Origin of the sequence: Streptomyces sp. NPDC058773, assembly GCF_042746015.1 — a bacterium.
Classification (GTDB): domain Bacteria; phylum Actinomycetota; class Actinomycetes; order Streptomycetales; family Streptomycetaceae; genus Streptomyces.
This window is the reverse complement of the sequence record NZ_JBHYPE010000007.1, coordinates 189,354-214,184: the sequence shown is the minus strand read 5'-3', so window position 1 is coordinate 214,184 and position 24,831 is coordinate 189,354. Positions and strand designations below refer to the sequence as shown.

15 protein-coding genes and 1 pseudogene are annotated in these 24,831 nt (G+C 72.0%); 9 read left to right on the top strand and 7 right to left on the bottom strand.

Annotation, left to right across the window (positions count from 1 at the left end; translation table 11 throughout):
* Window positions 1-188: 188 nt before the first annotated feature.
* Window positions 189-3,329, top strand: a complete 3,141-nt coding sequence (locus tag ACFW5B_RS09340; RefSeq protein ID WP_386435678.1) for an alpha-mannosidase — start codon at window positions 189-191, stop codon at window positions 3,327-3,329.
* A 346-nt stretch (window positions 3,330-3,675) separates the two neighbouring features.
* Here the strand turns inward: ACFW5B_RS09340 and ACFW5B_RS09335 are convergent.
* Window positions 3,676-3,912, bottom strand: a pseudogene (locus tag ACFW5B_RS09335) (chaplin); the annotation flags it as partial.
* A gap of 195 nt (window positions 3,913-4,107) precedes the next feature.
* Between ACFW5B_RS09335 and ACFW5B_RS09330 the strand changes: the two are divergent.
* A complete protein-coding gene (locus ACFW5B_RS09330; RefSeq protein WP_386435777.1) occupies window positions 4,108-5,223 on the top strand; it encodes a M20 family metallopeptidase in 1,116 nt (371 codons plus the stop codon).
* 149 nt (window positions 5,224-5,372) lie between these two features.
* Here ACFW5B_RS09330 and ACFW5B_RS09325 read toward each other — a convergent pair whose 3' ends face one another.
* Together ACFW5B_RS09325 and ACFW5B_RS09320 are read right to left on the bottom strand one after the other, a co-directional pair.
* Window positions 5,373-7,115, bottom strand: a complete 1,743-nt coding sequence (locus tag ACFW5B_RS09325; protein ID WP_386435675.1) for a pyruvate dehydrogenase — start codon at window positions 7,113-7,115, stop codon at window positions 5,373-5,375.
* Between the two features lie 268 nt (window positions 7,116-7,383).
* The gene (locus ACFW5B_RS09320) at window positions 7,384-8,730 is read right to left on the bottom strand and encodes a protein phosphatase 2C domain-containing protein (RefSeq protein ID WP_386435672.1); all 1,347 of its coding nucleotides are present in this window, start codon (window positions 8,728-8,730) and stop codon (window positions 7,384-7,386) included.
* A 481-nt stretch (window positions 8,731-9,211) separates the two neighbouring features.
* Here ACFW5B_RS09320 and ACFW5B_RS09315 point away from each other — a divergent pair, with 481 nt between their 5' ends.
* On the top strand, window positions 9,212-9,694 hold the full coding sequence (locus ACFW5B_RS09315; protein WP_386435669.1) for a DUF456 domain-containing protein: 483 nt from the start codon (window positions 9,212-9,214) through the stop codon (window positions 9,692-9,694).
* Window positions 9,695-9,879: 185 nt separating this feature from the next.
* Here the strand turns inward: ACFW5B_RS09315 and rsgA are convergent, their stop codons facing one another.
* Together rsgA and ACFW5B_RS09305 are read right to left on the bottom strand one after the other, a co-directional pair.
* Window positions 9,880-11,055 (bottom strand): ribosome small subunit-dependent GTPase A, encoded by a 1,176-nt coding sequence (rsgA, locus tag ACFW5B_RS09310; RefSeq protein WP_386435666.1) that lies wholly within the window; start codon window positions 11,053-11,055, stop codon window positions 9,880-9,882.
* Between the two features lie 297 nt (window positions 11,056-11,352).
* Window positions 11,353-11,880, bottom strand: a complete 528-nt coding sequence (locus ACFW5B_RS09305; protein ID WP_386435663.1) for a DinB family protein — start codon at window positions 11,878-11,880, stop codon at window positions 11,353-11,355.
* 209 nt (window positions 11,881-12,089) lie between these two features.
* Here ACFW5B_RS09305 and ACFW5B_RS09300 point away from each other — a divergent pair, with 209 nt between their 5' ends.
* A complete protein-coding gene (locus ACFW5B_RS09300; protein ID WP_386435660.1) occupies window positions 12,090-14,957 on the top strand; it encodes a SpoIIE family protein phosphatase in 2,868 nt (955 codons plus the stop codon).
* 131 nt (window positions 14,958-15,088) lie between these two features.
* Window positions 15,089-15,574 (top strand): hypothetical protein, encoded by a 486-nt coding sequence (locus ACFW5B_RS09295; RefSeq protein WP_386435657.1) that lies wholly within the window; start codon window positions 15,089-15,091, stop codon window positions 15,572-15,574.
* Window position 15,575: 1 nt separating this feature from the next.
* Here ACFW5B_RS09295 and ACFW5B_RS09290 read toward each other — a convergent pair whose 3' ends face one another.
* Window positions 15,576-15,953: a DUF4118 domain-containing protein gene (locus ACFW5B_RS09290; protein WP_386435654.1), complete on the bottom strand. Its 378-nt coding sequence runs from the start codon at window positions 15,951-15,953 to the stop codon at window positions 15,576-15,578.
* Between the two features lie 373 nt (window positions 15,954-16,326).
* Between ACFW5B_RS09290 and ACFW5B_RS09285 the strand changes: the two genes are divergently transcribed.
* The 3 genes from ACFW5B_RS09285 to ACFW5B_RS09275 all read left to right on the top strand — a co-directional run bounded on the left by ACFW5B_RS09285 (window position 16,327) and on the right by ACFW5B_RS09275 (window position 20,317).
* Entirely contained in the window at window positions 16,327-18,294 is a 1,968-nt protein-coding gene (locus ACFW5B_RS09285; protein ID WP_386435651.1) for an amino acid transporter, read from the top strand.
* 129 nt (window positions 18,295-18,423) lie between these two features.
* Window positions 18,424-19,218: a maleylpyruvate isomerase family mycothiol-dependent enzyme gene (locus ACFW5B_RS09280; RefSeq protein WP_386435647.1), complete on the top strand. Its 795-nt coding sequence runs from the start codon at window positions 18,424-18,426 to the stop codon at window positions 19,216-19,218.
* Window positions 19,219-19,591: 373 nt separating this feature from the next.
* Window positions 19,592-20,317 (top strand): transcriptional regulator, encoded by a 726-nt coding sequence (locus ACFW5B_RS09275; protein ID WP_386435644.1) that lies wholly within the window; start codon window positions 19,592-19,594, stop codon window positions 20,315-20,317.
* A 90-nt stretch (window positions 20,318-20,407) separates the two neighbouring features.
* Here ACFW5B_RS09275 and ACFW5B_RS09270 read toward each other — a convergent pair whose 3' ends face one another.
* Complete coding sequence (locus tag ACFW5B_RS09270; RefSeq protein ID WP_386435641.1) at window positions 20,408-22,033, bottom strand: nucleobase:cation symporter-2 family protein; 1,626 nt, start codon at window positions 22,031-22,033, stop codon at window positions 20,408-20,410.
* Window positions 22,034-22,424: 391 nt separating this feature from the next.
* Between ACFW5B_RS09270 and ACFW5B_RS09265 the strand changes: the two genes are divergently transcribed.
* The gene (locus ACFW5B_RS09265; protein WP_386435638.1) at window positions 22,425-24,827 is read left to right on the top strand and encodes an FHA domain-containing protein; all 2,403 of its coding nucleotides are present in this window, start codon (window positions 22,425-22,427) and stop codon (window positions 24,825-24,827) included.
* Window positions 24,828-24,831: the final 4 nt, after the last annotated feature.

Genomic DNA, 24,831 nt, shown 5'->3' with positions numbered 1-24,831 from the left:
CCATGCCACCGCTCCGCCGTCCGCGCGCCGGGTGGGCCGGGCGGGCCCCAGTGGGTATGCCTGACCCGATATGCCCGACCGAGCCTGTCACGAAGCCCCGGGCCGGCAGCCGGTGCACTCCCCCGGTTGCCGCCTGGTCGGCCCGCCCGCGCCCCGGGGCGTGGGGAGTACGAGCGTGAGGAGCCGCTGTGCACGACGACCGACTGCTGGTGGAGGCGCGCCTGGAGCGCGCGCTGAGGCAGTTCATCCGGCCCGCGCAGTACGCGGCGCGGGTGCCGCTGCGGCTCGCCGTCTGGCATGCGCCCGGGGAACCCGTACCGGTGAGCGAGGCCCTGTCGGCCACGTATGAGCCGTTCGCGGTCGGCGAGCCCTGGGGGCCGCCGTGGTCCACCAGCTGGTTCCGGCTGACGGGTGAGGTGCCGCCGGAATGGGCGGGCCGGCGGGTGGAGGCCGTCATCGACCCCGGCTTCAGCGGCGACGGGCCCGGGTTCCAGGCCGAGGGTCTGCTGTACGACACCGACGGGGTGCCGCTCAAGGGCATCCATCCGCGCAACCGGCACCTCCCGGTCGGCGCGCCGGTCAGCGGCGGTGAGGAGGTACGGCTGCTGCTGGAGGCGGCCGCGAACCCGGCGGTGCTGCGGGACTTCCGCCCCACCGACCTCGGCGATGTACGCACCGCGCCCGCCCGGCCGCTCTACCGCTTCGCCTCGGCGGATCTCGCGGTGCTCGACGAGACCGTCTGGCAGCTGATCCTCGACATCGAGGTGCTGTCGGAGCTGATGCACGAGCTGCCCGCCGACGGCTCGCGCCGGCACGAGATCCTGCGGGCCCTGGAGGACACGCTGGACGCCCTGGACCTGCATGACGTCGGCGGGACGGCGGCCGAGGGCCGGGCCGCGCTGGCGGACGTACTGAGCCGGCCGGCCGCCGCGAGCGCCCATCGCGCCTCGGCCACCGGGCATGCGCATATCGACTCGGCCTGGCTCTGGCCGCTGCGCGAGACCGTACGCAAGGCGTCCCGCACTTTCGCCAATGTCACCCAACTGGCCGAGGAATACCCGGAGTTGGTGTTCGCCTGCTCCCAGGCGCAGCAGTACGCCTGGGTCAAGGAGCACCAGCCGCACATCTGGGAGCGCATCAAGGAGGCCGTACGGGGCGGGAACTGGGCTCCGGTCGGTTCGATGTGGGTGGAGTCCGACGCCAATATGCCCGGCGGTGAGGCGCTGGCCCGGCAGCTGGTGCACGGCAAGCGCTTCTTCCTGGAGGAGCTGGGGGTGGAGACCGAGGAGATCTGGCTGCCGGACTCGTTCGGCTACACCGCGGCCTTCCCGCAGCTGGCCCGGCTGGCCGGCGCCAAGTGGTTCCTCACCCAGAAGCTGTCGTGGAACCAGACCGACAAGATGCCGCACCACACCTTCTGGTGGGAGGGCCTCGACGGCACCCGCGTCTTCACGCACTTCCCGCCCGTCGACACCTACAACTCCCGCTTCCACGCCGCCGAACTCGCCCACGCCGAACGCAACTTCACCGAGAAGGGCCGCGCCACCCGCTCCCTGGTCCCGTTCGGCTGGGGTGACGGCGGGGGCGGCCCGACCCGCGAGATGCTGGAGCGGGCCCGCCGGCTGCGGTCCCTGGAGGGCTCGCCGCGGGTCGAGATCGAGCCACCGGCCCGGTTCTTCGAGGCCGCCCACGAGGAGTACGGGGCGGCGGCACCGGTCTGGTCGGGCGAGCTGTACCTCGAATTCCACCGCGGTACGTACACCTCGCAGGCGAAGACCAAGCAGGGCAACCGGCGCAGTGAACACCTGCTGCGCGAGGCTGAGTTGTGGGCGACGACGGCGGCCGTACGGGCGGACGGCGACGGTTCGTACACCTACCCCTACGACGCCCTCGACCGCCTCTGGAAGACCGTGCTGCTGCACCAGTTCCACGACATCCTGCCGGGCTCGTCCATCGCCTGGGTCCACCGCGAGGCCGGTGCCACCTACGCGGCGGTCGAGGCCGAGCTGACCGGGATCATCGAGACGGCGCTCGGCGCGCTGGCCGGGCCCGGGGCCGAGGCGCCCGAGGTGCCGACGGTCTTCAACGCCTCGCCGTACGCCCGGAACGAGATCGTGGAGCTGCCGGACGGGGCGACGCCCTCCGGGCCGGGCGGGCCGTCCGCCGTCGCCGTCCATGTCCCCGCGCTGGGCTCGGCCCCCGTCCGCCCGCCCGGTCCGGACTCCCCCACCCCACCGCCGCCGCCCGTACGGGCCGACACCGGCACCGGGGGAACCCTCACCCTCGACAACGGACTGCTGCGGGTACGGCTCGACGCCGACGGCCTGCTGACGTCCGTACGCGATCTGCACGCCGGACGGGAGGTGCTGGCCCCGGGCGCCCGCGGCAATCTGCTCCAGCTGCACCCCGACCACCCCACCCAGTACGACGCCTGGGACCTCGACCGGCACTACCGCCACCGGCACACCGATCTGACCGACGCCGAGTCCGTGGAACTGACGTCGACCGGACCGCTGTCCGCGACGGTGCGGGTGACCAGGGCGTTCGGCACGTCCCGGATCACCCAGGACCTGACCCTGCGGGCCGGCTCACACCGCCTCGACATCACCACCGACATCGACTGGCACGAGTCGGAGAAGGTCCTCAAGGCCGCTTTCCCCCTGGATGTGCACGCCGAACGGTCCACCTCCGAGGTGCAGTTCGGACATGTGCACCGCCCCACGCACACCAACACCAGCTGGGACGCGGCCCGTTTCGAGATCTGTGCGCACCGCTGGCTGCGGGTCGCCGAGCCCGGCTACGGCATCGCGCTGCTCAACGACTCGACCTACGGCCATGACGTGACCCGCGCTCCGCACCCCGAGGGTCTGGGCACGACGGTACGGCTGACGCTGCTGCGCGCCCCGCACAGCCCCGACCCGGAGACCGACCAGGGCACCCACCGCTTCACCTATGCGCTGCTGCCGGGCGGCGGGGTCGGCGACGCGGTCGCCGAGGGCCTGGCGCTCAATCTGCCCCTCAGGACAGCCTCCGCACCGGCCGTTCCCCCGCTGATCCGCGTCGACCACCCGGCCGTGACCGTAGAGTCGGTCAAGCTGGCCGAGGACCGCAGCGGCGATGTGGTGGTGCGCCTGTACGAGTCCCGGGGCGGCCGCGCCACCGGCATCGTCTCCCCCGCCTTTCCCGTCGAACGCGCCACCGTGACCGATCTGCTGGAACGCCCGCTGCACGAGGAGGAGGAAGGCCCGACCTCCGATGTGACCGTCGAGTTGCGCCCGTTCCAGATCCTGACGCTGCGGCTGCGTCCGCAGCGTCCGCCCGTGGCCTGAACGGCGTGACGGCCGGGGCCCCGTGGTGGGGCCCCGGCCGTGTGCTGGTGCCGGTGCGCGGGTGCCCGTGGAGTCCACGGGAACCGCTCAGTTCAGGCCCTCGGCGTCGGCCGGGCCGTCAGTGCGGTGTACGCGCGCTCTCGGTGACCACATGATCCGGTCGGGCGGCTCAGCGCTCGACGTCGACCAGACCGCCGCCACCGGTGTGCACGCCGCCGGCCGGCCTGTGGTGGTGGTGCTTCGGGTGGTGCTTCTTCACGTGCTTCTTCTTGGCGTGCTTGACGTGGTGGTGGTGATGCTTGACGACGGTGTGACGGTGCACCACCACACGGCGGTCGATGTGGCCGTTGAGGCAGGTGTTACCGAAGGCCGGGTTCAGCAGACCCACAATGTTGACGGTGTTGCCGCACACATTGACCGGAATGTGGATCGGGACCTGAATCGCGTTGCCCGACACCACTCCCGGCGAATTGGCCGCCCCGCCGGCCGCGCCACTGTCTGCGAACGCCGCCGACACGCCGCCCCCCAGGGCAGTACTCGCCGCAAGCGCGGCCATAGCAGTCACCCGCGTGATCCGTGACATAAAAAACTCTCCCGATCGCTCCAAGCGGCTCACTGCCGCTTCTTACTCATCTCTTTCGGCGCACGCGGCCCCACATTGAGACCCTTTGCTAACATTTCACTCTTTCCGGTTATAAATGTGGTTTAGAGATCGCTTCTGCGGGCCAAGGGCGCCAGTTGGGGTGGTCGGCACGCCAAGTACCCTTGCCACGTGACGATGCACCGGACCGCCCGTGTCGACGCGATGATCGAGGACCTCAGGACCCTCGTCGAAGTCGAGTCCCCCTCACGCGATCTCGACGCCCTGCGGGCATCGGCCGAAGCCGTCGCCACCGTCATCGAACGCCGCCTCGGCGGGCGGGCCGTCCTCCTGGAGAGCGCGGCCGGGCCGCATGTCCACTGGACCGCCGGCGGCGATCCGACCGTCCTGGTCCTCGGTCACCACGACACGGTGTTTCCGCTCGGCACGCTTGCGCGCCGCCCGTTCCGGGTCGCGGACGGGCGGGCGACCGGCCCCGGGGTCTTCGACATGCTCGGCGGTCTGGTGCAGGCCGTGCACGGTCTGGCGACGCTCGACGACCGGTCGGGCGTCGAGATCCTGGTGACCGCCGACGAAGAGGTCGGCTCCCACTCCTCCCGCGCCCTGCTCGAAGAGCGCGCCCTCGCCTGCGGTGCGGTGCTCGTACTCGAAGGCGCCGCTGACGGCGGGGGCCTGAAGACCGGGCGCAAGGGCTGCGGCACCTTCCATGTCGCGGTCACGGGCCGGGCCTCGCATGCCGGCCTCGAACCGGCGGCCGGAGTCAATGCCCTGGTCGAAGCGGCCCATCAGGTGCTGGACATCGCGGCGCTGGGCCGTCCCGACATCGGCACGACCGTGACCCCGACCGTCGCGTCCGCCGGCACCCTGGACAACGTGGTTCCCGCGGAGGCGACCGTCACCGTCGACGTCCGGGTCGAGACGGCCGACGAGAAGGACCGCATCGAAGCGGCCTTCACGGCGCTGGCCCCGCATCTCGACGAGGCGGAGATCGCGGTGCGGGGAGGCATCGGCCGGCCCCCGATGCCCGAGTCGGCGTCCGTCGAACTCTTCGCGGTGGCACGTCAGTTGCGGCCCGGCATCGAAGCCGAGGCCGTCGGCGGCGGCAGCGACGGCAACTTCACGGCCGCACTGGGCGTACCCACCCTCGACGGCCTCGGCGCGGTCGGCGGCGGCGCCCACGCGGACCATGAGTACCTGCTGATCGACACCATGGCCGAGCGGGCGCACCTCGTCGCCGGACTGGTGCACGCACTGCAGCATCCGGAGGAGCACGAGGTCCTGCGCGGCCGGTGAGCGGACGGACGGCGGGGTGGGGAGGAGCCGGAAGGGGCGGAGGTCGCCGCTGACCGGTATGGGTGCGCGATCAGTGGCCAAGCGTCCACCTCACTTGCGTGCGCGGCCCGTTACCGTACCCCTCCGCCTCCTTCGGCCATCGGGCGCCGCTAGGGCCGGGGAATGTTGCGCAGGTTGGAGCGGGCCATCTGGAGCATGCGGCCGACGCCGCCGTCCAGCACCATCTTGCCGGCCGACAGGGCGAAGCCGGACACCATCTCGGCGCTGATCTTCGGCGGGATGGACAGTGCGTTGGGGTCGGTGACGACGTCGACCAGGGCCGGCCCCTTGTGGCGGAAGGCGTCGCGCAGGGCGCCGCGCAGCTGCTTGGGCTTCTCCACCCGGACGCCGTGTGCCCCGGCCGCGCGGGCGATGGCGGCGAAGTCCGGGTTCTGGTTGGTGGTGCCGTACGACGGCAGGCCGGAGACCAGCATCTCCAGCTCCACCATGCCCAGCGAGGAGTTGTTGAACAGCACCACCTTCACCGGCAGGTCGTACTGGACGAGGGTGAGGAAATCGCCCATCAGCATCGAGAACCCGCCGTCGCCCGACATGGACACGACCTGGCGTCCGCGGTCGATGAACTGGGCGCCGATCGCCTGCGGCAGCGCGTTGGCCATCGAGCCGTGGCTGAACGAACCGATCACCCGGCGGCGGCCGTTGGGGGTGAGGTAGCGGGCGGCCCAGACGTTGCACATACCGGTGTCGACCGTGAAGACCGCGTCGTCGGCGGCCTCTTCGTCCAGGACGGAGGCGACGTACTCGGGGTGGATCGGGGTGTGCTTCTCGACCTTGCGGGTGTAGGCCTTGACCACGCCTTCCAGCGCCTCGGCGTGCTTCGTCAGCATCCGGTCGAGGAACCTGCGGTCCTGCTTCGGCCGGATCTTGGGGATCAGACCGCGCAGCGTCTCCCGGACGTCGCCCCAGACCGCGAGGTCGAGCGTGGTGCGGCGGCCCAGGTGTTCGGGCCGGACATCGATCTGGACGATCTTGACGTCATCGGGCAGGAACGCGTTGTACGGGAAGTCCGTGCCGAGGAGGATCAGCAGATCGCACTCGTGGGTGGCCTCGTACGCGGCGCCGTAGCCGAGCAGTCCGCTCATGCCCACGTCATAGGGGTTGTCGTACTGAATCCATTCCTTGCCGCGCAGCGCGTGCCCCACCGGGGACTTCACCCGCTCGGCGAACTCCATCACCTCGGCGTGCGCACCGGCCGTGCCGCTGCCGCAGAAGAGCGTGACCTTGTCGGCCTCGTCGATCATCGTGGCCAGTGCGTCGAGTTCGGTTTCTCCGGGGCGGACGGACGGGCGCGCGGTCACCAGGGCGTGTTCGATGGCGCGCTCAGGGGCGGGCTCGGCGGCGATGTCGCCGGGGAGGGAGACGACCGCGACGCCGCTCTGCCCGATGGCGTGCTGGATCGCGGTCTGGAGCACCCTCGGCATCTGCTTGGTGCTGGAGATCAGCTCGCTGTAGTGGCTGCACTCGACGAACAGGCGGTCGGGGTGGGTCTCCTGGAAGAAGGTGGTGCCGATCTCGCTGGAGGGGATGTGGGAGGCCAGCGCGAGAACCGGGGCCATCGAACGGTGGGCGTCGAAGAGGCCGTTGATGAGGTGCAGATTGCCGGGGCCGCAGGAACCGGCGCAGGCCGCGAGGGAGCCGGTGAGCTGGGCTTCCGCTCCGGCGGCGAAGGCGGCGGTCTCCTCGTGCCGGACCTGGATCCAGTCGATCGCGGAGTTCCGGCGGATGGCGTCCACCACCGGGTTCAGGCTGTCGCCGACGACGCCGTAGAGCCGTCGTACCCCGGCCCGTACGAGGATGTCCACGAACTGCTCGGCCACGGTCTGCTTCGCCATGTCGCTGTCGCTCCTTCGACGGGGGTGCGGCGGATCGCTGACGGTTGTGCGGTGGTCTTGGGCGGTCGTCGGGTGTCTTCGACGGCGGTGCTGCGTCGTTCGGCCGGCGGATGGCGGTCCGCTGACGCGGTGTGGTGCAGTCCCGTGAAACTCCGGTGCCTGGTCCCATGAACCCACGGGGTGCGCCGGGCCGCCTCCGCTGGACCGCTCCTGCCGTGCCGTTCGGCTCCGTGCCTTTCTTCCGCTCCGGGTCCGCGTCTGCCCGTCGCTACGACTCCCACACCCCGACGGCCGTACGGTCCTTCGGGTGGCCGGCCACCCGCAGTTGCGCGGCGTCGAGGAAGGCGGTCGGGGCCGGAGGTTCGGCGGCGGACCACTGACCGGCCAGCCGGGCGGCGAATGCGGAGTCCTGCTGGAGCGGCTCGGCGAGACCGGCGCTGCACAACAGCAGGGTGTCCCCCGGACGGGCGAAGGCCGTACGGAAGAGGAACGGCTGGGTCCCGTACGGGTCGTGGTCCGGGTCGTCGTCCGGTTGGCGGTCGGAGGCGGAACGGAGCCGTCCGGGGGTGGCGTCCGGTCCCCCCGTGGCGACCTGGTCCGGCACGGCGGGCTCCAAGTCCTCCCAGGCGCCGTCGCGGAGCCGGAAGAGGCCGCCCGCGCCGATGCCGAAGAGCACCCGGATACGGCAGTCCGGGTCGGCGGGCAGCAGCAGACAGCGCAGTGCGGCCGGGTACCGCTCCGGTGCGTCATCGGGTTCCGGTGCCCCGTCGCGCAGCCTGCCGTAGCTGCGCTCGGTGAGCCGTTGCAGCCCGGATTTGAGGGCGCTGCGGTGGTCCGTACGGATGTCCTCCGCCAGTCGGGTGTAACTGCGGCCGACCGCGCCGCCGATCCGTGCGCAGGCTTCCCGGGCGGCGCGATGGGCTCCGGTGGCGCCGGGCCGGCCGGTCGCGACGGCGATCAGGATGAGGGCGTGCCGGCCGGCCCCGAAACGGGCGGTGAGCAGCGCATCGCGGCGTACGTCACCACGCCGGCGGGCGACGTCGCCGCGCCGGGAGGCGGCGAGCAGGGTCAGCGAGCCGTATCGGGCGCCGTCCAGAGTGGTGTCCGGCACCTGGTCGTCGAGGGCGGCCGGATCGGCGGCGGGGAGGGTGCCCAGCTCGGGGGCGGCGGGGTCGGCGGAGGAGGCGGGGTCAGCCGGGTCGCCGGGGCCGGCGAGCGGTGGCCAGTCGTCCGGGCGCTCGGGGGCGGGCGGTGCGGGGGTGCCGTGCGCCGGCTCCGGTGTGGGGCGGTCGGCCTTCGGGGCGGGGGGCGACGGGCGTGAGCCCGGGCCGGTGGCCTGGAGCGGGATCGGCGCCGGAGGGGAAGCCGTGGGGCGGGCCGGGGGCGGGGTGGCCGTGCGGCGGGGTGCGGGTGGCTGGCGGTAGGGGGTCGTCCGCCGGGGTGGGGCCACCGCCCGGAGTGCCGAGGCGACTCGGTCATCGAGGGTGTCCGGGGTGTCGGACGGCCCGGCATCGCGCACCGTGGCGCTCCCCGATCCGTCGTCCCCTCCTCCTTCGCCGTACAACTGCCGCCACCAGTCGTCCTCCTGGCCGGACCCGGCCCCCTGCTGGTTCATGCGCCGTATTGTCCCTGCGCGGCGGTGCCCTCAACAGGGCGCAAAAGAGCGTCCACCGGGCGTCCGGTCACGTAAGGGTGACCATCCGGCGGGACCGGTGATCCCCGCCTGTCACCGGTGCGGAGGAGGGGCCGACCGGGCGAATCGCGGTGGGCAGCGGCCAGTTCGGACCCGGTATGACCAATGCGGCCGCCGCGCTTCCCTTGGGCCCGCGCCCGGGCACGCCGTGGACCTGCCCCGGCCGCACACTGTCCCGGCCCGGCCCCGCTCCGGCCCCCTCCGGCCGTCCTGCCCGCCCGTCGGCAAGCGCTTCCCGGCCGGTTCCGGCACGCTGGGCTCATGAGACTGTGCAGCGTACGAGCCGTCACGGGGCGTGCGCCCGCCGGGAGTGAGGCCGGCGCGTGACCGACTGCGGCGAGCGGACCACGGGACGGCGCGCGCGAGGCGACGGCAGGCGGGCCGGGCGAAGTGCGGCCGGCGCATGAGCGTGTGGCAGCTGGTCGCGGCCGGTCTGGTGATGCTGCTCGGGCTGCTCGGGGTGCTGGTGCCCGGCATCCCCGGGCCGCTGATCGTCTGGGCGGGCGTGATGTGGTGGACGCTGTCGGAGAAGTCCGCGCTCGCCTGGGTGGTGCTGATGGCCGCCACCGCCGTGCTGCTGCTCAATCAGGTGGTGAAGTGGCTGTTGCCGGCCCGCGACCTGCGGGCGGTGGGCACGCCGTACCGGGCGCTGTTCCTGGCGGGGGTGGCCGGCATCGTGGGCTTCTTCGTGATCCCGGTCATCGGGGCCCCGCTGTGCTCCGTCGGCGTTCTCTATCTGCTGGAGCGCATCCGGCTCGGCAGCCACGGCGACGCCTGGGCCTCGACCCGTACGGCCCTGCGCGCCATCGGCCTGAGCGTGCTGATCGAACTGTTCGCCTGTCTGCTGGTCGTCGGTGCCTGGACCGGGGCCGTGACGGCGGGCTGAGGTGCCGGCCGGCGCGGCGGGTCGTGGCGGACGCGGACGGCTCCGGAATCCGAGCGTCGGGGCGCCGGGCCCGGGCTCCGGAAGAGGCGGTGTGGCGGGCGGCGGCACCCCGTTCGCCGCCGCCCGCAGCTCAAGGGGCCCGAGCAACAAGACGCTCAGCCGCGACCGCCCGCCACCCCCGCCCTTCAGCCCTGCGCGCCCCGCTTCCGCTCCATCAGATGGCGGCCCAGTGCCTGCTTCTGTTTCCAGTCGCGGCGGAGTTCGGCGCGCAGACGGGCGTCCGTCTTTGCCACGATGCGCTGGTTCTCGCGCTGCAGCTTGCGGTAGCTCTCCAGCCGACGGGCGGGCAACTCCCCGTTCTCCACTGCCTCTTGTACGGCGCAGCCCGGCTCCGTCCGGTGCGCGCAGTCGTGGAAGCGGCACTCCTCGGCCAGCGCCTCGACCTCCGCGAAGGTCCGGGCGAGCCCGGTCTCCGCATCCCACATCCCGACGCCGCGCAGCCCGGGGGTGTCGATCAGCACCCCGCCGCCGGGCAGCGCCCGCAGATCCCGGGTGGTCGTGGTGTGCCGGCCCTTGCCGTCGCGGTCACGGATGTCCTGCACCCGTTGCACGCGCTCCCCGAGCAGGGCGTTGGCCAGCGTGGACTTGCCCGCACCGGACTGCCCCAGCAGTACGGACGTACCGCCCGTGAGGACGGCGGCGAGCACATCGAGCCCGTCGCCGGTCTCCGAGCTGACCGCCAGTACCGGCGTCCCGGGCGCCGCGGACTCGGCGTCCTCGACGAGATGCGCCAGACCATCCGGGTCCCCGGCAAGATCCGCCTTGGTCAGCACGACGACCGGCTGCGCACCGCCCACCGCGGCGGGTGCGGCGGGGTGCCACGGGGCGTCCTCGCCCGCGCCGGACATCGCGAGCGCCAGGAAGCGCTCGATCCGCCCGAGGTCCAACTGGTCCGCGAGGGAGACGCAGATGACGATGTGGTCGATGTTGGTGGCCAGCACCTGGCCCTCGGAACGCTTCGACGACGTCGACCGTACGAACGCCGTCCGGCGTGGCAGCAACGCCCGTACGACACCGTCGGCATGGTCGCCGCTGCGCCCGTTCTCCAGGTCGATCGCGGCCCAGTCGCCGGTGCACGGCACCCGCAGCGGGTCGGAGGTCGCCACCAGCGCGGTGTCCGCAAGAACGGTACGGATGCCGTCGCCGTCCGCCACGACGGCATCCACGCGTCCGCGGTCCACGCGGACGATACGGCCGGGCACGACGCCCGGCCCGGTAAAGGGGGTGAAGCTCTGCGCGAATCCGTCGTCCCAGCCGTAGGAGGCCAGCGGGTGCGCAGCGGAGAGAGGAAGGTCGAACAACGGGATGACCCTTCGAGAAGGAGCGGTCCCGGCCGCACGGCGCGATGCGCGCGCGAAGTGGAGTGACGTCGAGTCAGTCGGGTCAGCCGGAGACCACAGGGAGGAAGTTGACGATCTGCTGGATGCGGGCGGCGCCCTTGGCAACGACAGTCATCAGTACTCACCTCCCGGATTTCTCCACGGCCGACGAGGACGGAACCGGGCCGTCCTCCGAACGCTGCCGACTGTAGACCGGCCCCCCGCGTCCCCGCCAACCCTTTTTCCGGCACCGGGCCCCCGCCCCGGTCCCCGGCGGCCTCAGGCGCCCGTGACGCCGTCGATGCGCTCCCTGAGCAGGTCCGCATGGCCGTTGTGGCGTGCGTACTCCTCGATCATGTGGATCAGGATCCAGCGCAGGGAAACGCCCTGGTCACCTACGAATCCGGCCTCGCGTTCCGAGAGTGTGCCGGAGGCGTCGAGCGAGGCGGTGGCGATCAGCTCGCGGCTGCGGGCGACTTCCGCGTGCCAGTCGGCCAGCGCCTCGTCGATCCCGCGGTCCGGGGTGAGCGTGAACCCGTCGCCCGCCTCCGGCCCGTACACCGGCGGCACGTCCTGGCCCGCGAACACCCGCTGGAACCAGTTGCGTTCGACCTCCGCCAGATGCTGGACCAGGCCGAGCAGCGTCATCGTGGACGGGTCCGCGGAGGCCAGGCGGAGCTGCCGGTCGTCCAGTCCGGCGCACTTGAGCGGAAGCGTGGCGCGGTGGAACTCCAACCAGCTTTCCAGCATGGCGCGTTCATCGGCGTGCGGGGACGGAACGGGCCGCCCGTCCGGTGTCATTCCCATGCGCGTCAGCCTCGCACAGAGCACTGACAACGCGACAACGCGACCGGCGAGGCGAATGACCATGCGGGGGCCCGGGGCAGCGGCGGTGCGGTGGCAGTGACGGTCGCTGAGCATTGCTCAATAGACCTGCACTGGGGTGCCGCGGCAGCGCGGGGCCCCGTCGACCCGGCCGACGACCCCGCGGTGGAGCACAATGCTAAATATGGGTCATGACGGAAAATTTCGGGCGAGAGGGTGACGATTCGCCGGCGTCACCACGCTCCCCGGAACAGCGTCTGCGGTCGCTGCTGAACGATCACGGCGTCGCGGGCCAGATGTTCGTGCTGCAGCTCGCCCTCGCGGTGCTGCTGGTCGTGGCGGCCGTCCTGGCGCTCTTCCAACAGGCGCAGGACGCGAGCGCCCGCAAGGCCCGGCAGATCTCGACCGTCGGGGCCGAGAGTTTCGCCCACGCTCCGGGCATCCGCGCCGCCATGCGGTCCGCCGACCCCAGCGCGAAGCTCCAGCCCCAGGCGGAGGCGGCCCGGAAGGCCTCCGGCGTCGACTACATCATCGTCCTGCGGCCCGACGGAGTGCGCTGGACCGACCCCGATTCCCGTCTGATCGGGAAACGCTTCACCGGCAACGACTACCGGCCGGCGCTCCGGGGGAAGCCGTACACCGCCACCTTCACCTCGCCCCTCGGTCCCGCGGTGACCACGACGGTCCCGGTCTTCGCGCCGGACGGCTCGCTCCTCGGACTGGTGGCCGTCGGCATCCGCGTCCAGCGGCCGGACGTGGAGGTGGTGCACCAGCTGCCGCTGGTGATCGGCTCCGCCGCCGGGGCGCTGTTGCTGGTCGTCGGCGGGTCTGCGCTGGTCAGCCGGCGGTTGCGCCGGCAGACGCGCGGGCTGCATCCGGCCCAGGTGCGGCGGATGTACGACCACCATGACGCGGTGCTGCACGCCGTACGGGAGGGCGTACTGATCATCAGCAGCGACGGGCGGCTGCTGCTGGCCAACGAGGAGGCCCGGCGGCTGCTCGAACTGCCCGCGGACGCGGAACACCGCACCGTCACCGATCTCGGCCTGGATCCCCGGTTGCGCGCGCTGCTCACCTCGGGGCGGGAGGCGAACGACGAAGTGCTGCTGGCGGGCGACCGGCTGGTCGCGGTGAACGTCCGGCCGACCGCCCCGCACGGCGGGCCCGCCGGCACCGCGGTGACCCTGCGGGACACCACCGAACTGCGGGCGCTGGCCGGCCGGGCGGGCGTGGCCCAGGAGCGGCTGAAGCTGATCTACGACGCGGGGCTGCGGATCGGCACCACGCTGGACGTGGGGCGGACCGCCGAGGAGCTGGCCGCGGTCGCGGTGCCGCGGTTCGCCGATGTGGTCACCGTCGAGCTGCTGGAGCCGGTGCTGCGGGGCGATGAACCGGCCACCGGGGCGGGCACCGAACTCCAGCGGATGGCGGTCAGCGGGGTCTCCGGCGAATCGGCGATCTACCGGGTCGGCGAGGTGATCCGGTATCTGCCCGGGACGCCGATGGCGACCGGTCTGGCGAGCGGGCGGCCCGCCCTCGTCGGGGACCTGAGCGGGTCGGAGGCGTGGCGGCGGCAGGACCCGGAGGGCACCCAGCGGGTGCTGGACGCCGGTATCCGCTCGCTGGCCGCCGTGCCGCTGCAGGCCCGGGGCGTGGTGCTGGGGCTGGTCAATTACTGGCGGTCCGGCGCCTCGGACCCCTTCGGGGAGGAGGATCTGGCCTTCGCCGAGGAGCTGACCGCGCGGGCCGCGGTCGCGGTCGACAACGCCCGCCGCTACACCCGCGAGCACACCACGGCCGTCACCCTCCAGCGCAGTCTGCTGCCGCAGACCCTGCCCGAGCAGTCCGCCCTGGAGGTCGCGCACCGCTATCTGCCCGCCCACGCCGGGGTGGGCGGCGACTGGTTCGACGTCATCCCGCTGCCCGGTGCCCGGGTCGCGCTGGTCGTCGGCGATGTCGTGGGGCACGGGCTGCACGCCGCCGCCACCATGGGCCGGCTACGGACCGCGGTCCACAACTTCTCCGCGCTCGATCTGCCGCCCGACGAGCTGATCAACCACCTGGACGAGCTGGTCACGCACATCGACACGGACGAGGCGCGGGCGGCCGGCCTCGACGCCGGTGACCAGGGCGTCCGCGACGGCGCGGGGGCCTGGCCCGGCGGCACGGACGGCGACAACGAGGCGGGGCCGGCGCACCCGGGGCGCACCGGCATCACCGGAGCGACCTGCCTGTACGCCATCTACGACCCGGTCACCGGCCGGGTCACCCTGGCCACCGCGGGACACCCCGGACCGGCCGTGATCCGCCCGGCCGGCGCCGTCTCGTTCCCCGAGGTGCCCGTCTCCCCGCCGCTGGGGCTGGGCGGCAGTGTGCCGGTGGAGACCGCGGAGCTGACACTGAGCGAGGCCTCGCGGCTGGTGCTGTACACCGACGGCCTGGTGGAGAACCGCGACCGCGACATCGCCACCGGGCTGGAGCTGCTCCGTACCGCCCTGGCGGCCGGGGCGGACCACACCCCCGACGAGACCTGTACGGCGGTCCTCGACGCGATGCTGCCCGCCCACCCCAGCGATGACATCGCCCTCCTGGTGGCCCGCACCCGGCTGCTGGACCCCGCCCGGGTCGCCGAATGGGAGGTGGCCTCCGACCCGGCGGCCGTCGCCCCCGTCCGTGCGGACTGTCTGCGGATGCTGGAGTCCTGGGGGCTGGCGGCGATCGAGTTCACCACGGAGCTGATCCTCAGCGAGCTGATCACCAACGCCATCCGGTACGGCGCCCAGCCGATCCGGGTCCGGCTGCTGTACGACCGCGCCCTGATCTGCGAGGTCTCCGACGGCACCAGTGCCTCCCCGCATCTGCGCCGGGCCGCCACCACGGACGAGGGCGGCCGTGGCCTCTTCCTCGTCGCCCAGTTCGCCCAGCGCTGGGGCACCCGTTACACACCGGGCGGCAAGGTCATCTGGACCGAGCAGTCCCTCGACGGCGGCCGGCCGGAGCCGGGGCCGGACTCGGCCGAGGACGTCCTTGACCAGTGGGACGACGTGCCGGCGTTGTGACGCGGGTGGGGCAGCGGCGCCCGCTCGGAGACGGTGCCCGCCCGCCCCCCGCACGGCCGCTGCCGGATGCAGGCCCCTGGCCCGCTGGCTAAGCTCGGCCGGGGGGCCGACGACTGATCTTGGAGGCTCCCATGGTGCAGTTGCCCGAAGCGCGCGATCTGGCTCCGCGCCTGGCCACCGGGGCCTTCATCCTGGATTCCGGGCTGAAGCTGCTGCAGGCCGACCGGGAGACCGCCGAGGGCGTGCACAGCATGGCGTGTGTGGCCTATCCGTTCCTGACCAAGATCCGCGCCGTGCCGTTCACCCGGCTGCTGGCGTGCTCCGAAGTGGCGGTCGGCGGTGCGCTGCTGGCCCCGTTCGTCCCCACCCGGCTGGCCGGACTCGCGCTGACCGGGTTCTCCGGCGGGCTGGTCGGGATGTATCTGCGGACGCCCGGCATGCGGGAGCCGGGGAGCCTGCGGCCGACCCAGGACGGCACGCTCCTGGCCAAGGACGTCTGGATGCTGGGCATCGGGCTCGGCTTCCTGGGCGCGGCGAGCCGCCGGCGCCGGGCCGCGGTGTCCCGGTACCGGCGCGCGACGCGCTCCCGGCGCCGCAGATGCGGGTGCCGGCACTGACTCAGGGCCGGCGGACGGCCCGTACGACGGCCGCGCAGCCCGCGCCCACCACGGCGGCGAGGAGCAGGACGAGCAGGCTCAGCCGGTCCGGCGCGCGGAAGGCCAGCTCCGCGCGCTGATGGAGCACGAAGCCGTCGTAGAACATCCAGGACACCAGGGCCGCGACGGGTACCAGAAGCAGCCGGGTGCGCAGCGCCACGGCCACCGTCAGCACGGCGAAGAGCGCCAGTACGGGCATCGCGCGGCCGGTCCCGCCGGTCAGCATCAGGGCGGTCACCAGCAGCGCCGCCCCCACGGCGCCGAGCGGCAGCGCGAGATCACGGGCGAGGGTGCCCTCCGCCCGCACCCGCCGGGCCGGGTGTCCGCCGGGTGGCCTCACCTGCGGGAACCGAGTGGTGCGGGGGCGGTGGGGGCGCGGGCGGCAGGGGTGCGGCGCGGGCGCCGGGCGGTGAGGGGTGAGCACGGGGAACACCTCCTGCTGCGGCCCCCGGCGGCGGACCGGTGTGGTCCCGTGGACCCGCGGTGGACCCTTGCCGCCAGACTGCGCGCCGCGGAGAGTGCGGGCGCGCTGTGGCTTCGTCTTTAACGCCGTACGTACGGGCGGCGCACACTTTCTGACACCGCCTTGACGCCGGGGTGAACCGGCGGATGTCGCCGGGCGCGGGGTGGGGCGGGGCGCCGTGTACCCGGTGATGCATACTCGCTCCTCGTTGCCGGAACCCGACGAGCGATGATCGGCAGGACGTACCCGCATGACCACTGTCCAGGCGGACCCCGAGGCCCCCGCTCCCACGTCCCGACGGTGGCGCCGCTGGCTCCTGGACGGGCTGAGCAGCCAGGCCGCCCGCCACCCCGGGCCGCACGGCACCCCGCCGGCCGAGCACAAGGGCCACTCCTGGTGGCGCGTCATGTGCCTCACCGGTGTCGACTACTTCTCGACGCTGGGCTACCAGCCGGGCATCGCCGCGCTGGCGGCCGGGCTGCTCTCGCCGTTCGCCACCCTGGTGCTGATCGCGCTGACCCTGCTCGGCGCGCTGCCGGTGTACCGCAGGGTCGCCAAGGAGAGCCCGAACGGCGAGGGTTCGATCGCCATGCTGGAGCGGCTGCTGCCGTGGTGGGCGGGGAAGCTGCTGGTGCTGGTGCTGCTGGGGTTCGCCGCCACGGACTTCATCATCACGATGACGCTGTCGGCCGCGGACGCCTCGGCGCATGTCGTGGAGAACCCGTTCGCCCCTTCCCCGCTGCACGGTGCGAACCTCTGGATCACCCTGGTGCTGCTGGCCGCCTTGGGCGCGGTGTTCCTCAAGGGCTTCCGCGAGGCGATCGGCATAGCCGTCGGGCTCGTCGGGACCTACCTCGTGCTGAACGTCGTCGTGCTGGCCGCCGCTGCCTGGCAGGTGCTGTCGCACCCGGTGGTGATCGGCGACTGGTGGGGAGCGATGACCGCCGGGCACGCCTCGCCGCTGGCGATCGTCGGGGTGGCGCTGCTGGTCTTCCCCAAGCTGGCGCTGGGCATGTCCGGCTTCGAGACGGGCGTCGCCGTCATGCCGCAGGTACGGGGCGACGCCACGGACACCGCGGCGCACCCGGCCGGCCGGATCCGCGGCACCCGGCGGCTGCTGACCACCGCGGCGCTGGTGATGAGCGGCTTCCTGCTGCTGTCGAGTCTGGCCACCACCCTGCTCATCCCGCAGCACGAGTTCGAGAGCGGCGGCTCGGCCAACGGGCGGGCGCTGGCCTACCTGGCGCACCGGTACCTCGGCGAGGGCTTCGGCACCGTTTACGACCTGTCCACCATCGCCATCCTCTGGTTCGCCGGCGCCTCGGCGATGGCGGGGCTGCTCAACCTCGTACCTCGGTATCTGCCGCGCTACGGCATGGCGCCGGAGTGGACGCGGGCGGTGCGCCCGCTGGTGCTGATCTTCCTGGCCATCGCCTTCGGTATCACCGTCCTCTTCAACGCCAGCGTCGATGAGCAGAGCGGGGCGTATGCGACCGGTGTGCTGGTGCTGATGCTCTCGGCGTCCTTCGCCTCCACGGTCGCCGCCCGCCACCGCCACCACCGGGCGGCCACCGTCGGCTTCGGCGCGATCACCCTCGTCTTCGGCTACACGCTGGTCACCAATGTCATCGAGCGGCCGGACGGACTGAAGATCGCCCTGCTGTTCATCCTCGGCATCCTGCTGACCTCGTTCGCCTCGCGGGTCCACCGCGCCTTCGAACTGCGCGCCGTGCAGGTCGGCTTCGACGCGACCGCGCGGCGGCTGATCGACGCGGCGCTGGCGGCCGGGCCGCTGCGGGTCATCGCCAACGAGCCCGATGAGCGGGACGAGGCGGAGTACCGGGAGAAGGAGTACAGCCAGCGCGAGGAGACCCATATACCCGACGGCCGGCCGGTGTTGTTCCTGGAGGTCACGGTGGTGGACTCCTCGGACTTCACCACGGAGCTGCACGTCCGGGGCGAGGAGCGCTACGGGGCCCAGATCCTGCGGGTGGAGGGCGCGGGTGTGGCGAACACCATCGCCGCCGTGCTGATGCAGCTGCGCGAGCACACCGGCGAGGTCCCGCACGCCTACTTCAACTGGACCGAGGGCCATCCGCTGAGCCATCTGCTGCGCTTCCTGGTCTTCGGCGACGGCGAGGTCGCACCGGTCACCCGGGAGGTCCTCCGCCGCGCCGAGCCCGACCCGGCCCGGCGTCCGCGGGTTCACGTCGGCTGAGGCCGAGGCCGACCGGCCGGCTCCGGGAGCACGGGCCGGTGTGCCCGCTCCCCCGCCGGCCCGCTGTGACAGGCTGCGCGGAGATGCCCGGCCGGTCCGGCCGGGCCGCAGAGATCGGGAACACCGACCATGAACACCTCGCACCCCACGGGCCGGCCGGCCGTCGGTCCCGCCGCACACCGCGCCGCCGTCGCGACCGAGACCGCCGCGTTCGTGGCGGCGCTGGAGGGCGCGGAGCTGTCGGCCCCCGTGCCCGGCTGCCCGGAGTGGACGCTGCGCGATCTGGTCCGGCACACGGGGAGCGTGCAGCGCCTGTTCTCGGCCCTGCTGCACCGGCTCGTCCAGGAGCCGCCGCGCAGCCGTGAGGTGGAGCTGCAGCTGCCGGCCGCGGACGACGGCTGGGCCGACTGGCTGTCGGCGAGTGCCGCGGTGGCCGCGGACGCGTTCGCCGCCACCGACCCGGATGCCCCGATGTGGGCGTGGGGCGTCGATCAGCACGCCCGGTTCTGGATGCGGCGGATGCTGTTCGAGACGCTGGTGCACCGCACCGACGCGGAGCGCGCGGTCGGCCGCCGCCCCGTGATCGACCCCGCGCTCGCGACCGACGGCGTGGCCGAGTTCCTGACCAACCTGCCGTTCGCCACGTCCTTCGCACCGCACACGGCCCGGCTGCGCGGCAACGGCGAAACCCTCCGCTTCCGGTGCACCGACACCGACGGCGACTGGCTGGTACGGCTCGGCCCGGACAGCTTCCACGCCACACCGCGCACCGGGGACGCACCGGCCGCGGACGCCGGCGTCCAGGCCACCGCGGCAGATCTGCTGCTGCTCCTGTACGGGCGCCTGGACCGCACCGCGGACACCGTCGAGAGGACGGGTGACGAGGAGCTGCTGACGCACTGGTTCACCAACTCGGCGTTCTGAGAAGGGCCTGCCGGTGACCTCCGGCGAAGACGAAGACGAGGACCGCGACGGCGGCCGGCGAGGAACCGCCGGCCGCCGTCGGCGTAACGCTCTGATCACGTCCCGTCGTCCACGCGGTCTCAACGCATCACTACCGCCCGGTAAGCACCGGAGCATCGGCTATACCCAGTAAGCCAGTTGAGGCGTGAAATCGGACAGATAGCGCACATCTCCCGCCTACGGGGGCGTGCGGCCCCGCTCACCTTCGAAGCGCAGGGGATATGGAGATTCGTACCTATCACCCATCTGTTAATCTTCCCGCTCCTGGATGTTCCTCCATGCCGTCCCCCCAAGCACCCCTCGTTCGCCGGGTGCAGCGAGGTGTCCCGTAGTCGTGTACAGCACTCCGTTCTCCCCTGCCGGGGCCAGATCCGCGCGGGCCCGGGTGGGCCTGAGTACAGCTCAGGTCGCCCAGTCCATGACGGCGTGCGGCACGCCGGTCCGCCCCGAGATGGTCGAGGCCTGGGAGTACGGCTCCCAGGTGCCGACCGAGCCGCAGCTGTTCGCCCTGGCGGATGTGCTGTGGTGCCCGCTGACGGTGCTGATGGGTGTCGAGCCGCGGACCCTGGCCGAGCACCGGCAGGCCCGTCAGATGAGCGTGGAGCGGCTGTCGCAGCTGATCGGCATGGACCCGGCGGAGTACTGGGCGGCCGAGTCGGCGCGGCAGTGGAGCGGCGACTACCGGCAGACCAAGGCGCTGGTGGAGGCGCTGGGGCTGTCGCTGCGGAAGCTGATCGGGGTGATGGGCCGGGACGAGGAGCTGTCCGGGCATCTGCGGGCGGCCATCGACGGGCGCTGGAAGTCGCATGTCGGGCCGGTCGCCAAGATCACCACACTGAACAAGACACGGGTGAGCGACGCGCTGCGCACGATGCACGCGGAGTTCGCGGAGTTCTCCGAGCGCTACATGGGGCATGTGGTGGCGCGGAACGACGACTCCCGGCTCAAGGAGGTCGCGGCCGAGCGCTCGGCGTATCTGCGGCGGCTGGTCGACCACTTCTGGGATCTGATCGGGGAGGCGGGCGAGGCGCCGCCGTTCAACACCGTGCCCACCTACTGACGGAGGCCGGTGCGGCACCGGCGAAAACGGGCGGGGAGGGAGCCGGATGTCCGGTTCCCTCCCCGCCCGTTGCCCTTGCCGTGGGCGGACTCAGCGGCCGGGGGCTCCCCAGTCCGGGCCGCCCTGCGGGTGCTGCGGGCCCGGAGCGTGCGGCGGGGCGGGACGGTGGGGCGCCTGCGGGGCGTACGGGTCGGCCGGTCCGGGTGCGCCGTACTGCTCGTGCGGGCCTGCCGCTGCGGGTGCGCCGTACTGCCCGTGCGGGCCCGCCGGTGCGGGGGCACCCGGTGCGGGGGCACCGAACGGCTCGTGGGTGTCCGCCGGTTCGTCGGCCTCGATCTCGTCCCAGTCGATCTCCATCGTCGTGCGGCGGGTGAAGACGTTGAAGAAGAGGTTCAGCAGGACGGCGGTCAGACTGCCGAGCGTGATGCCGCTGTTGAGGACCGCCCGGACGTCCTCGGGCATCCGCTCGAAGAACGGCGCGACCGCCTGCGGCAGCAGCGCGGCGGCGAGGCTGACCGCGAGGATCAGGGCGTTGCGCTCCTCGCGCAGGTCCACCTTGCCGAGGATCTGGATACCGACCGCGGCGACCATGCCGAACATCGCGATCGCGGCACCGCCGAGCACCGGATGCGGAATGGCGGCCACCACACTGCCCGCCTTCGGCAGCAGTCCCATGACGATCATGAAGCCGCCGGCCGCGACCACCACGAAACGGCTCATGATCTTGGACATACGCACCAGGCCGATGTTCTCGGCAAAGGCCACATAGGGAAAGGAATTGAGGATTCCGCCGAGGACGGTGGCGACACCGTCGGCGCGCAGGGCATTGGCGACCGTGCTGTTGTCGACCTTTTTACGGGTGATCTCCCCGATGGCGTAGACGTCTCCGGTGGTCTCCACCATGGTGATCAGCATGACGACGACCATGGCGATGATGGGGAAGACCTCGAACTTCGGCATTCCGTAGTGGAAAGGCGTGCTGACGCCGAACCAGTCGGCGCTCTGCACCCCGCTGAAGTCCACATCGCCGAGGAGCCAAGCGACGCCGGTACCGGCGACCAGGCCGAGCAGGACGGCGAGGCTGCTCAGGTAGGGCTTCCCGATCCGCACCACGACCAGGATGAAGAGCAGGGTGCCCAGCGCGTAGGCGAGGTTCTTGGTGTCGCCGTATTCGGGGTGCCCCTTCAACTGCGCACCGCCGGCCGCGTCCTGGAGCCCCTGGGGTATCAGGGTCAGGCCGATGACGGTGAGGATCGTGCCGATGACGATCGGCGGGAAGTACTTCACCAGCTTGCTGAAGAACGGCGCGAAGAGGAAGGTCGCGATGCCCGCGGTGATCACCGCGCCGTAGACGACGAGCAGACCGGCGGTGCCGCCGCCCGCGCCCAGCCCGATGGCGATCATCGGGGAGACCGCGGTGAAGGTGACGCCCTGGACCAGCGGCAGCCTGGCGCCGATCTTCCAGACGCCGAGGGCCTGGATGATCGAGGCGACACCGCAGGTCAGCAGGTCCGCGTTGATCAGATAGACGAGTTCCTCGCGGGAGAGACCCAGGGCGTTCCCGAGGATGATCGGGACGATCACCGCGCCCGCGTAGAACGCGAGGACGTGCTGGAATCCGTAGAGGGTGAGTTTGCCGACGGGAAGTACCTCGTCGACGGGGTGAGCCCGCTGCTGGGAGAACTGCTCGGGGTCGTGTCGGGAGACTCGTGCCATCTCTGCCTTGCCTTCGGGAGGTAGGTGAATAAGAAGGGACCGGCCCGTCGTGTCCCGGTGGGACGGACGGACCGGCTGGGTCTTACAAAGCCGACGTTCAGCGGTGTTACCGGCACCACGTAGCCCTGCACTGCATTGTGCGTCCCGGGTTCCACAGGACTTCTTCCGGCCGCGCGGCAAATTCCGGCATTTCCATGGAATTTGCTGGTGGGACCAATCGGGGCGTTCACCCTAGTTGACCTGTGCCCTTTCTCGCGAGTAACCGGTCGTATTCGCTCGGACAAAGGGTGATCATGCCCCGAAATGCCGTTTTGTTAAGGGGACTTCGGAGGCCCGGACCCGGCTCCGCGGAGAACAGGCGGAGCCCGGCCCACGGCCGTAGCATTTTGGTATGGCCGAGCGGCAGGACGCGCCCTCCGCGCCGGAACTCGTCATCGAGTCCGACGGCAGCACACAGGTGATGAGCCCCAGCCGCACCTACCACGTCGGGCGGGACCCCGCATGCGAACTCGTGCTGCACGACGCCCGGGTTTCCTGGCACCACGCGGTGCTGCGGACCAAGTCGGGCCACTGGACGGTGGAGGACGAGGACAGCACGAACGGCACGTTCGCCGACGGGCGGCGGGTGCACGAGACCGGGGTCGGGCCGGGCAGCGTCATCCGCTTCGGCAACCCCGCCGACGGGCCGTGTGCGGTGCTCTCCGGGGTGTCACCACCACCGGCGCCGCCCACTCCGCCCACTCCGCCCACGCCGTCGGCCCCGCCACCACCGGCGCCGCCGACCCGCGCCGAGCGGCCCTCCGCCGTCTCGCACCCGGCCGGCACCCATACCTTCCGGCAGCCCAGCTCCGTACGGCCGCTGCCCGCCGCCCGGACCACCCGGATCGGCCGCGCACCCGAGAACGACCTGGTCGTCGACGACCTCTCGGTCTCCCGCCGGCACGCGGAGCTGCGGGCCGGCGCCAAGGGCTTCGAGATCGTCGACCTCGGCAGCCACAACGGCACCTACCTCAACGGGCAGCCGGTGGACCGGGCCCCGATGATCCCCGGCGACATCGTCGGTATCGGCCACTCCGCGTTCGCCCTGGTCGGCGATGAACTCCAGGAGTTCATCGACACCGGCGAGGTCTCGCTGGACGTACAGGACCTGGCCGTACGCGTCGACAACGGCCGCAAGACGCTGATGGAGCAGATGACCTTCCCGGTGGGCGAGAAGACGCTGCTCGCCGTGGTCGGCCCGAGCGGTGCGGGCAAGTCGACCCTGCTCAACGCGCTGACCGGACTGCGCCCCGCGGACGACGGCACGGTGCTCTACGACGGCCGTGACCTCTACCGCGACTACGCCGAGCTGCGCCAGCGCATCGGACTCGTCCCGCAGGACGACATCCTGCATCTTCAGCTGACCGTGCGCCGGGCCCTCAGCTACGCCGCCGAGCTGCGCTTCCCCGAGGACACCGCCAAAGAGGAGCGGCAGGCGCGGGTCGACGAGGTGATCCATGAACTGGGCCTCGACCAGCGGGTGAACCAGCCGATCCACAGCCTCTCGGGCGGCCAGCGCAAGCGGGTCAGCGTGGCCCTGGAGCTGCTGACCAAGCCGTCGCTGCTCTTCCTCGACGAGCCGACCTCCGGGCTCGACCCCGGAATGGACCGCTCCGTGATGCATATGCTGCGCGGCCTGGCGGACGACGGCCGTACGGTCATCGTCGTCACCCACAGCGTGCTGAGCCTGGACGTCTGCGACCGGCTGCTGGTCCTGGCGCCGGGCGGCACCATCGCCTACTACGGACCGCCGCAGGAGGCGCTGTCCTACTTCGGGTTCGAGCAGTGGCCGGAGGCGTTCGAGGCCTTCGAGAACGACAAGGGCCGTGACTGGGCGGGGCGGTTCCGCGCCTCGCCGCAGCACCGGCGCTATGTCTCCGCGGACTCCCATCAGCCGCCGCGCGCCCCCGAGGCCCCGGCGGGCCCGGTGTCCGCGCCCAAGGCACAGAGCTGGGGCAGACAGCTGCACACCCTGGTCCGGCGCTATGCCGCGGCGCTGACCGCCGACCGGACCTTCCTGATCATCATGGTCGCGCTGCCGTTCGTGATGGGCGCGATGGCGCACGCCCTGGCCGGGTCCGCGCTCACCCAGGACTCGGCGGTCAACGCGCTGCTGATCCTGTGCGTCGGCGCGGTGCTGACCGGCGCCGCCAACGCGGTACGGGAGCTGGTCAAGGAGCGGACCATCTATCAGCGGGAGAGAGCCGTCGGCCTGTCCCGCTCGGCGTATCTGATGTCGAAGGTGCTGGTGCTGGGGCTCATCACGATCGTCCAGGCCGTGGTGCTGACCCTGGTGGCGCTGATCGGCGTCAAGCTGAACGCGCCCGGCGGCAAAGGGGTGTTGATGCCGCCACTGATCGAAATCACCCTCGCGGTGGCGCTGTTGGCGTTCACCGCCATGATGCTCGGCCTGTTCGTTTCCGCGCTGGTGCGGAAGGAAGAGGTCACCATGCCGCTGCTGGTGCTGCTCGCGATCGTCCAGGTCGTGTTCTGCGGTGCGCTGCTCAAGCTGAACGGGGTGCCCGTGCTGGAGCAGCTGGCGTGGCTGGTGCCGTCCCGGTGGGCGCTCGGGGCGATGGCGGGCACCATCGATCTGCACCGCATCATGCCGCAGGGCACCGCGGACCCGCTGTTCCAGCACAAGCCGGCGACCTGGCTGCTGAACATGGGGATGATGATCGTGCTCTCCCTGATTCTGGGCTTCGTGGTCACCAAGCTGCTGCGGCGGCACGAGCCAGAGATCATGCGCAAGTAGTGCC

Excerpts from the sequence above, each read along its gene's own strand:
- ACFW5B_RS09330 (WP_386435777.1), top strand. The coding sequence starts at position 4,108 with ATGCACCGGACCGCCCGTGTCGACGCGATGATCGAGGACCTCAGGACC.
- ACFW5B_RS09325 (WP_386435675.1), bottom strand. The coding sequence starts at position 7,115 with ATGGCGAAGCAGACCGTGGCCGAGCAGTTCGTGGACATCCTCGTACGG.
- ACFW5B_RS09320 (WP_386435672.1), bottom strand. The coding sequence starts at position 8,730 with ATGAACCAGCAGGGGGCCGGGTCCGGCCAGGAGGACGACTGGTGGCGG.
- ACFW5B_RS09315 (WP_386435669.1), top strand. The coding sequence starts at position 9,212 with ATGAGCGTGTGGCAGCTGGTCGCGGCCGGTCTGGTGATGCTGCTCGGG.
- ACFW5B_RS09305 (WP_386435663.1), bottom strand. The coding sequence starts at position 11,880 with ATGGGAATGACACCGGACGGGCGGCCCGTTCCGTCCCCGCACGCCGAT.
- ACFW5B_RS09300 (WP_386435660.1), top strand. The coding sequence starts at position 12,090 with ATGACGGAAAATTTCGGGCGAGAGGGTGACGATTCGCCGGCGTCACCA.
- ACFW5B_RS09295 (WP_386435657.1), top strand. The coding sequence starts at position 15,089 with ATGGTGCAGTTGCCCGAAGCGCGCGATCTGGCTCCGCGCCTGGCCACC.
- ACFW5B_RS09285 (WP_386435651.1), top strand. The coding sequence starts at position 16,327 with ATGACCACTGTCCAGGCGGACCCCGAGGCCCCCGCTCCCACGTCCCGA.
- ACFW5B_RS09280 (WP_386435647.1), top strand. The coding sequence starts at position 18,424 with ATGAACACCTCGCACCCCACGGGCCGGCCGGCCGTCGGTCCCGCCGCA.
- ACFW5B_RS09270 (WP_386435641.1), bottom strand. The coding sequence starts at position 22,033 with ATGGCACGAGTCTCCCGACACGACCCCGAGCAGTTCTCCCAGCAGCGG.
- ACFW5B_RS09265 (WP_386435638.1), top strand. The coding sequence starts at position 22,425 with ATGGCCGAGCGGCAGGACGCGCCCTCCGCGCCGGAACTCGTCATCGAG.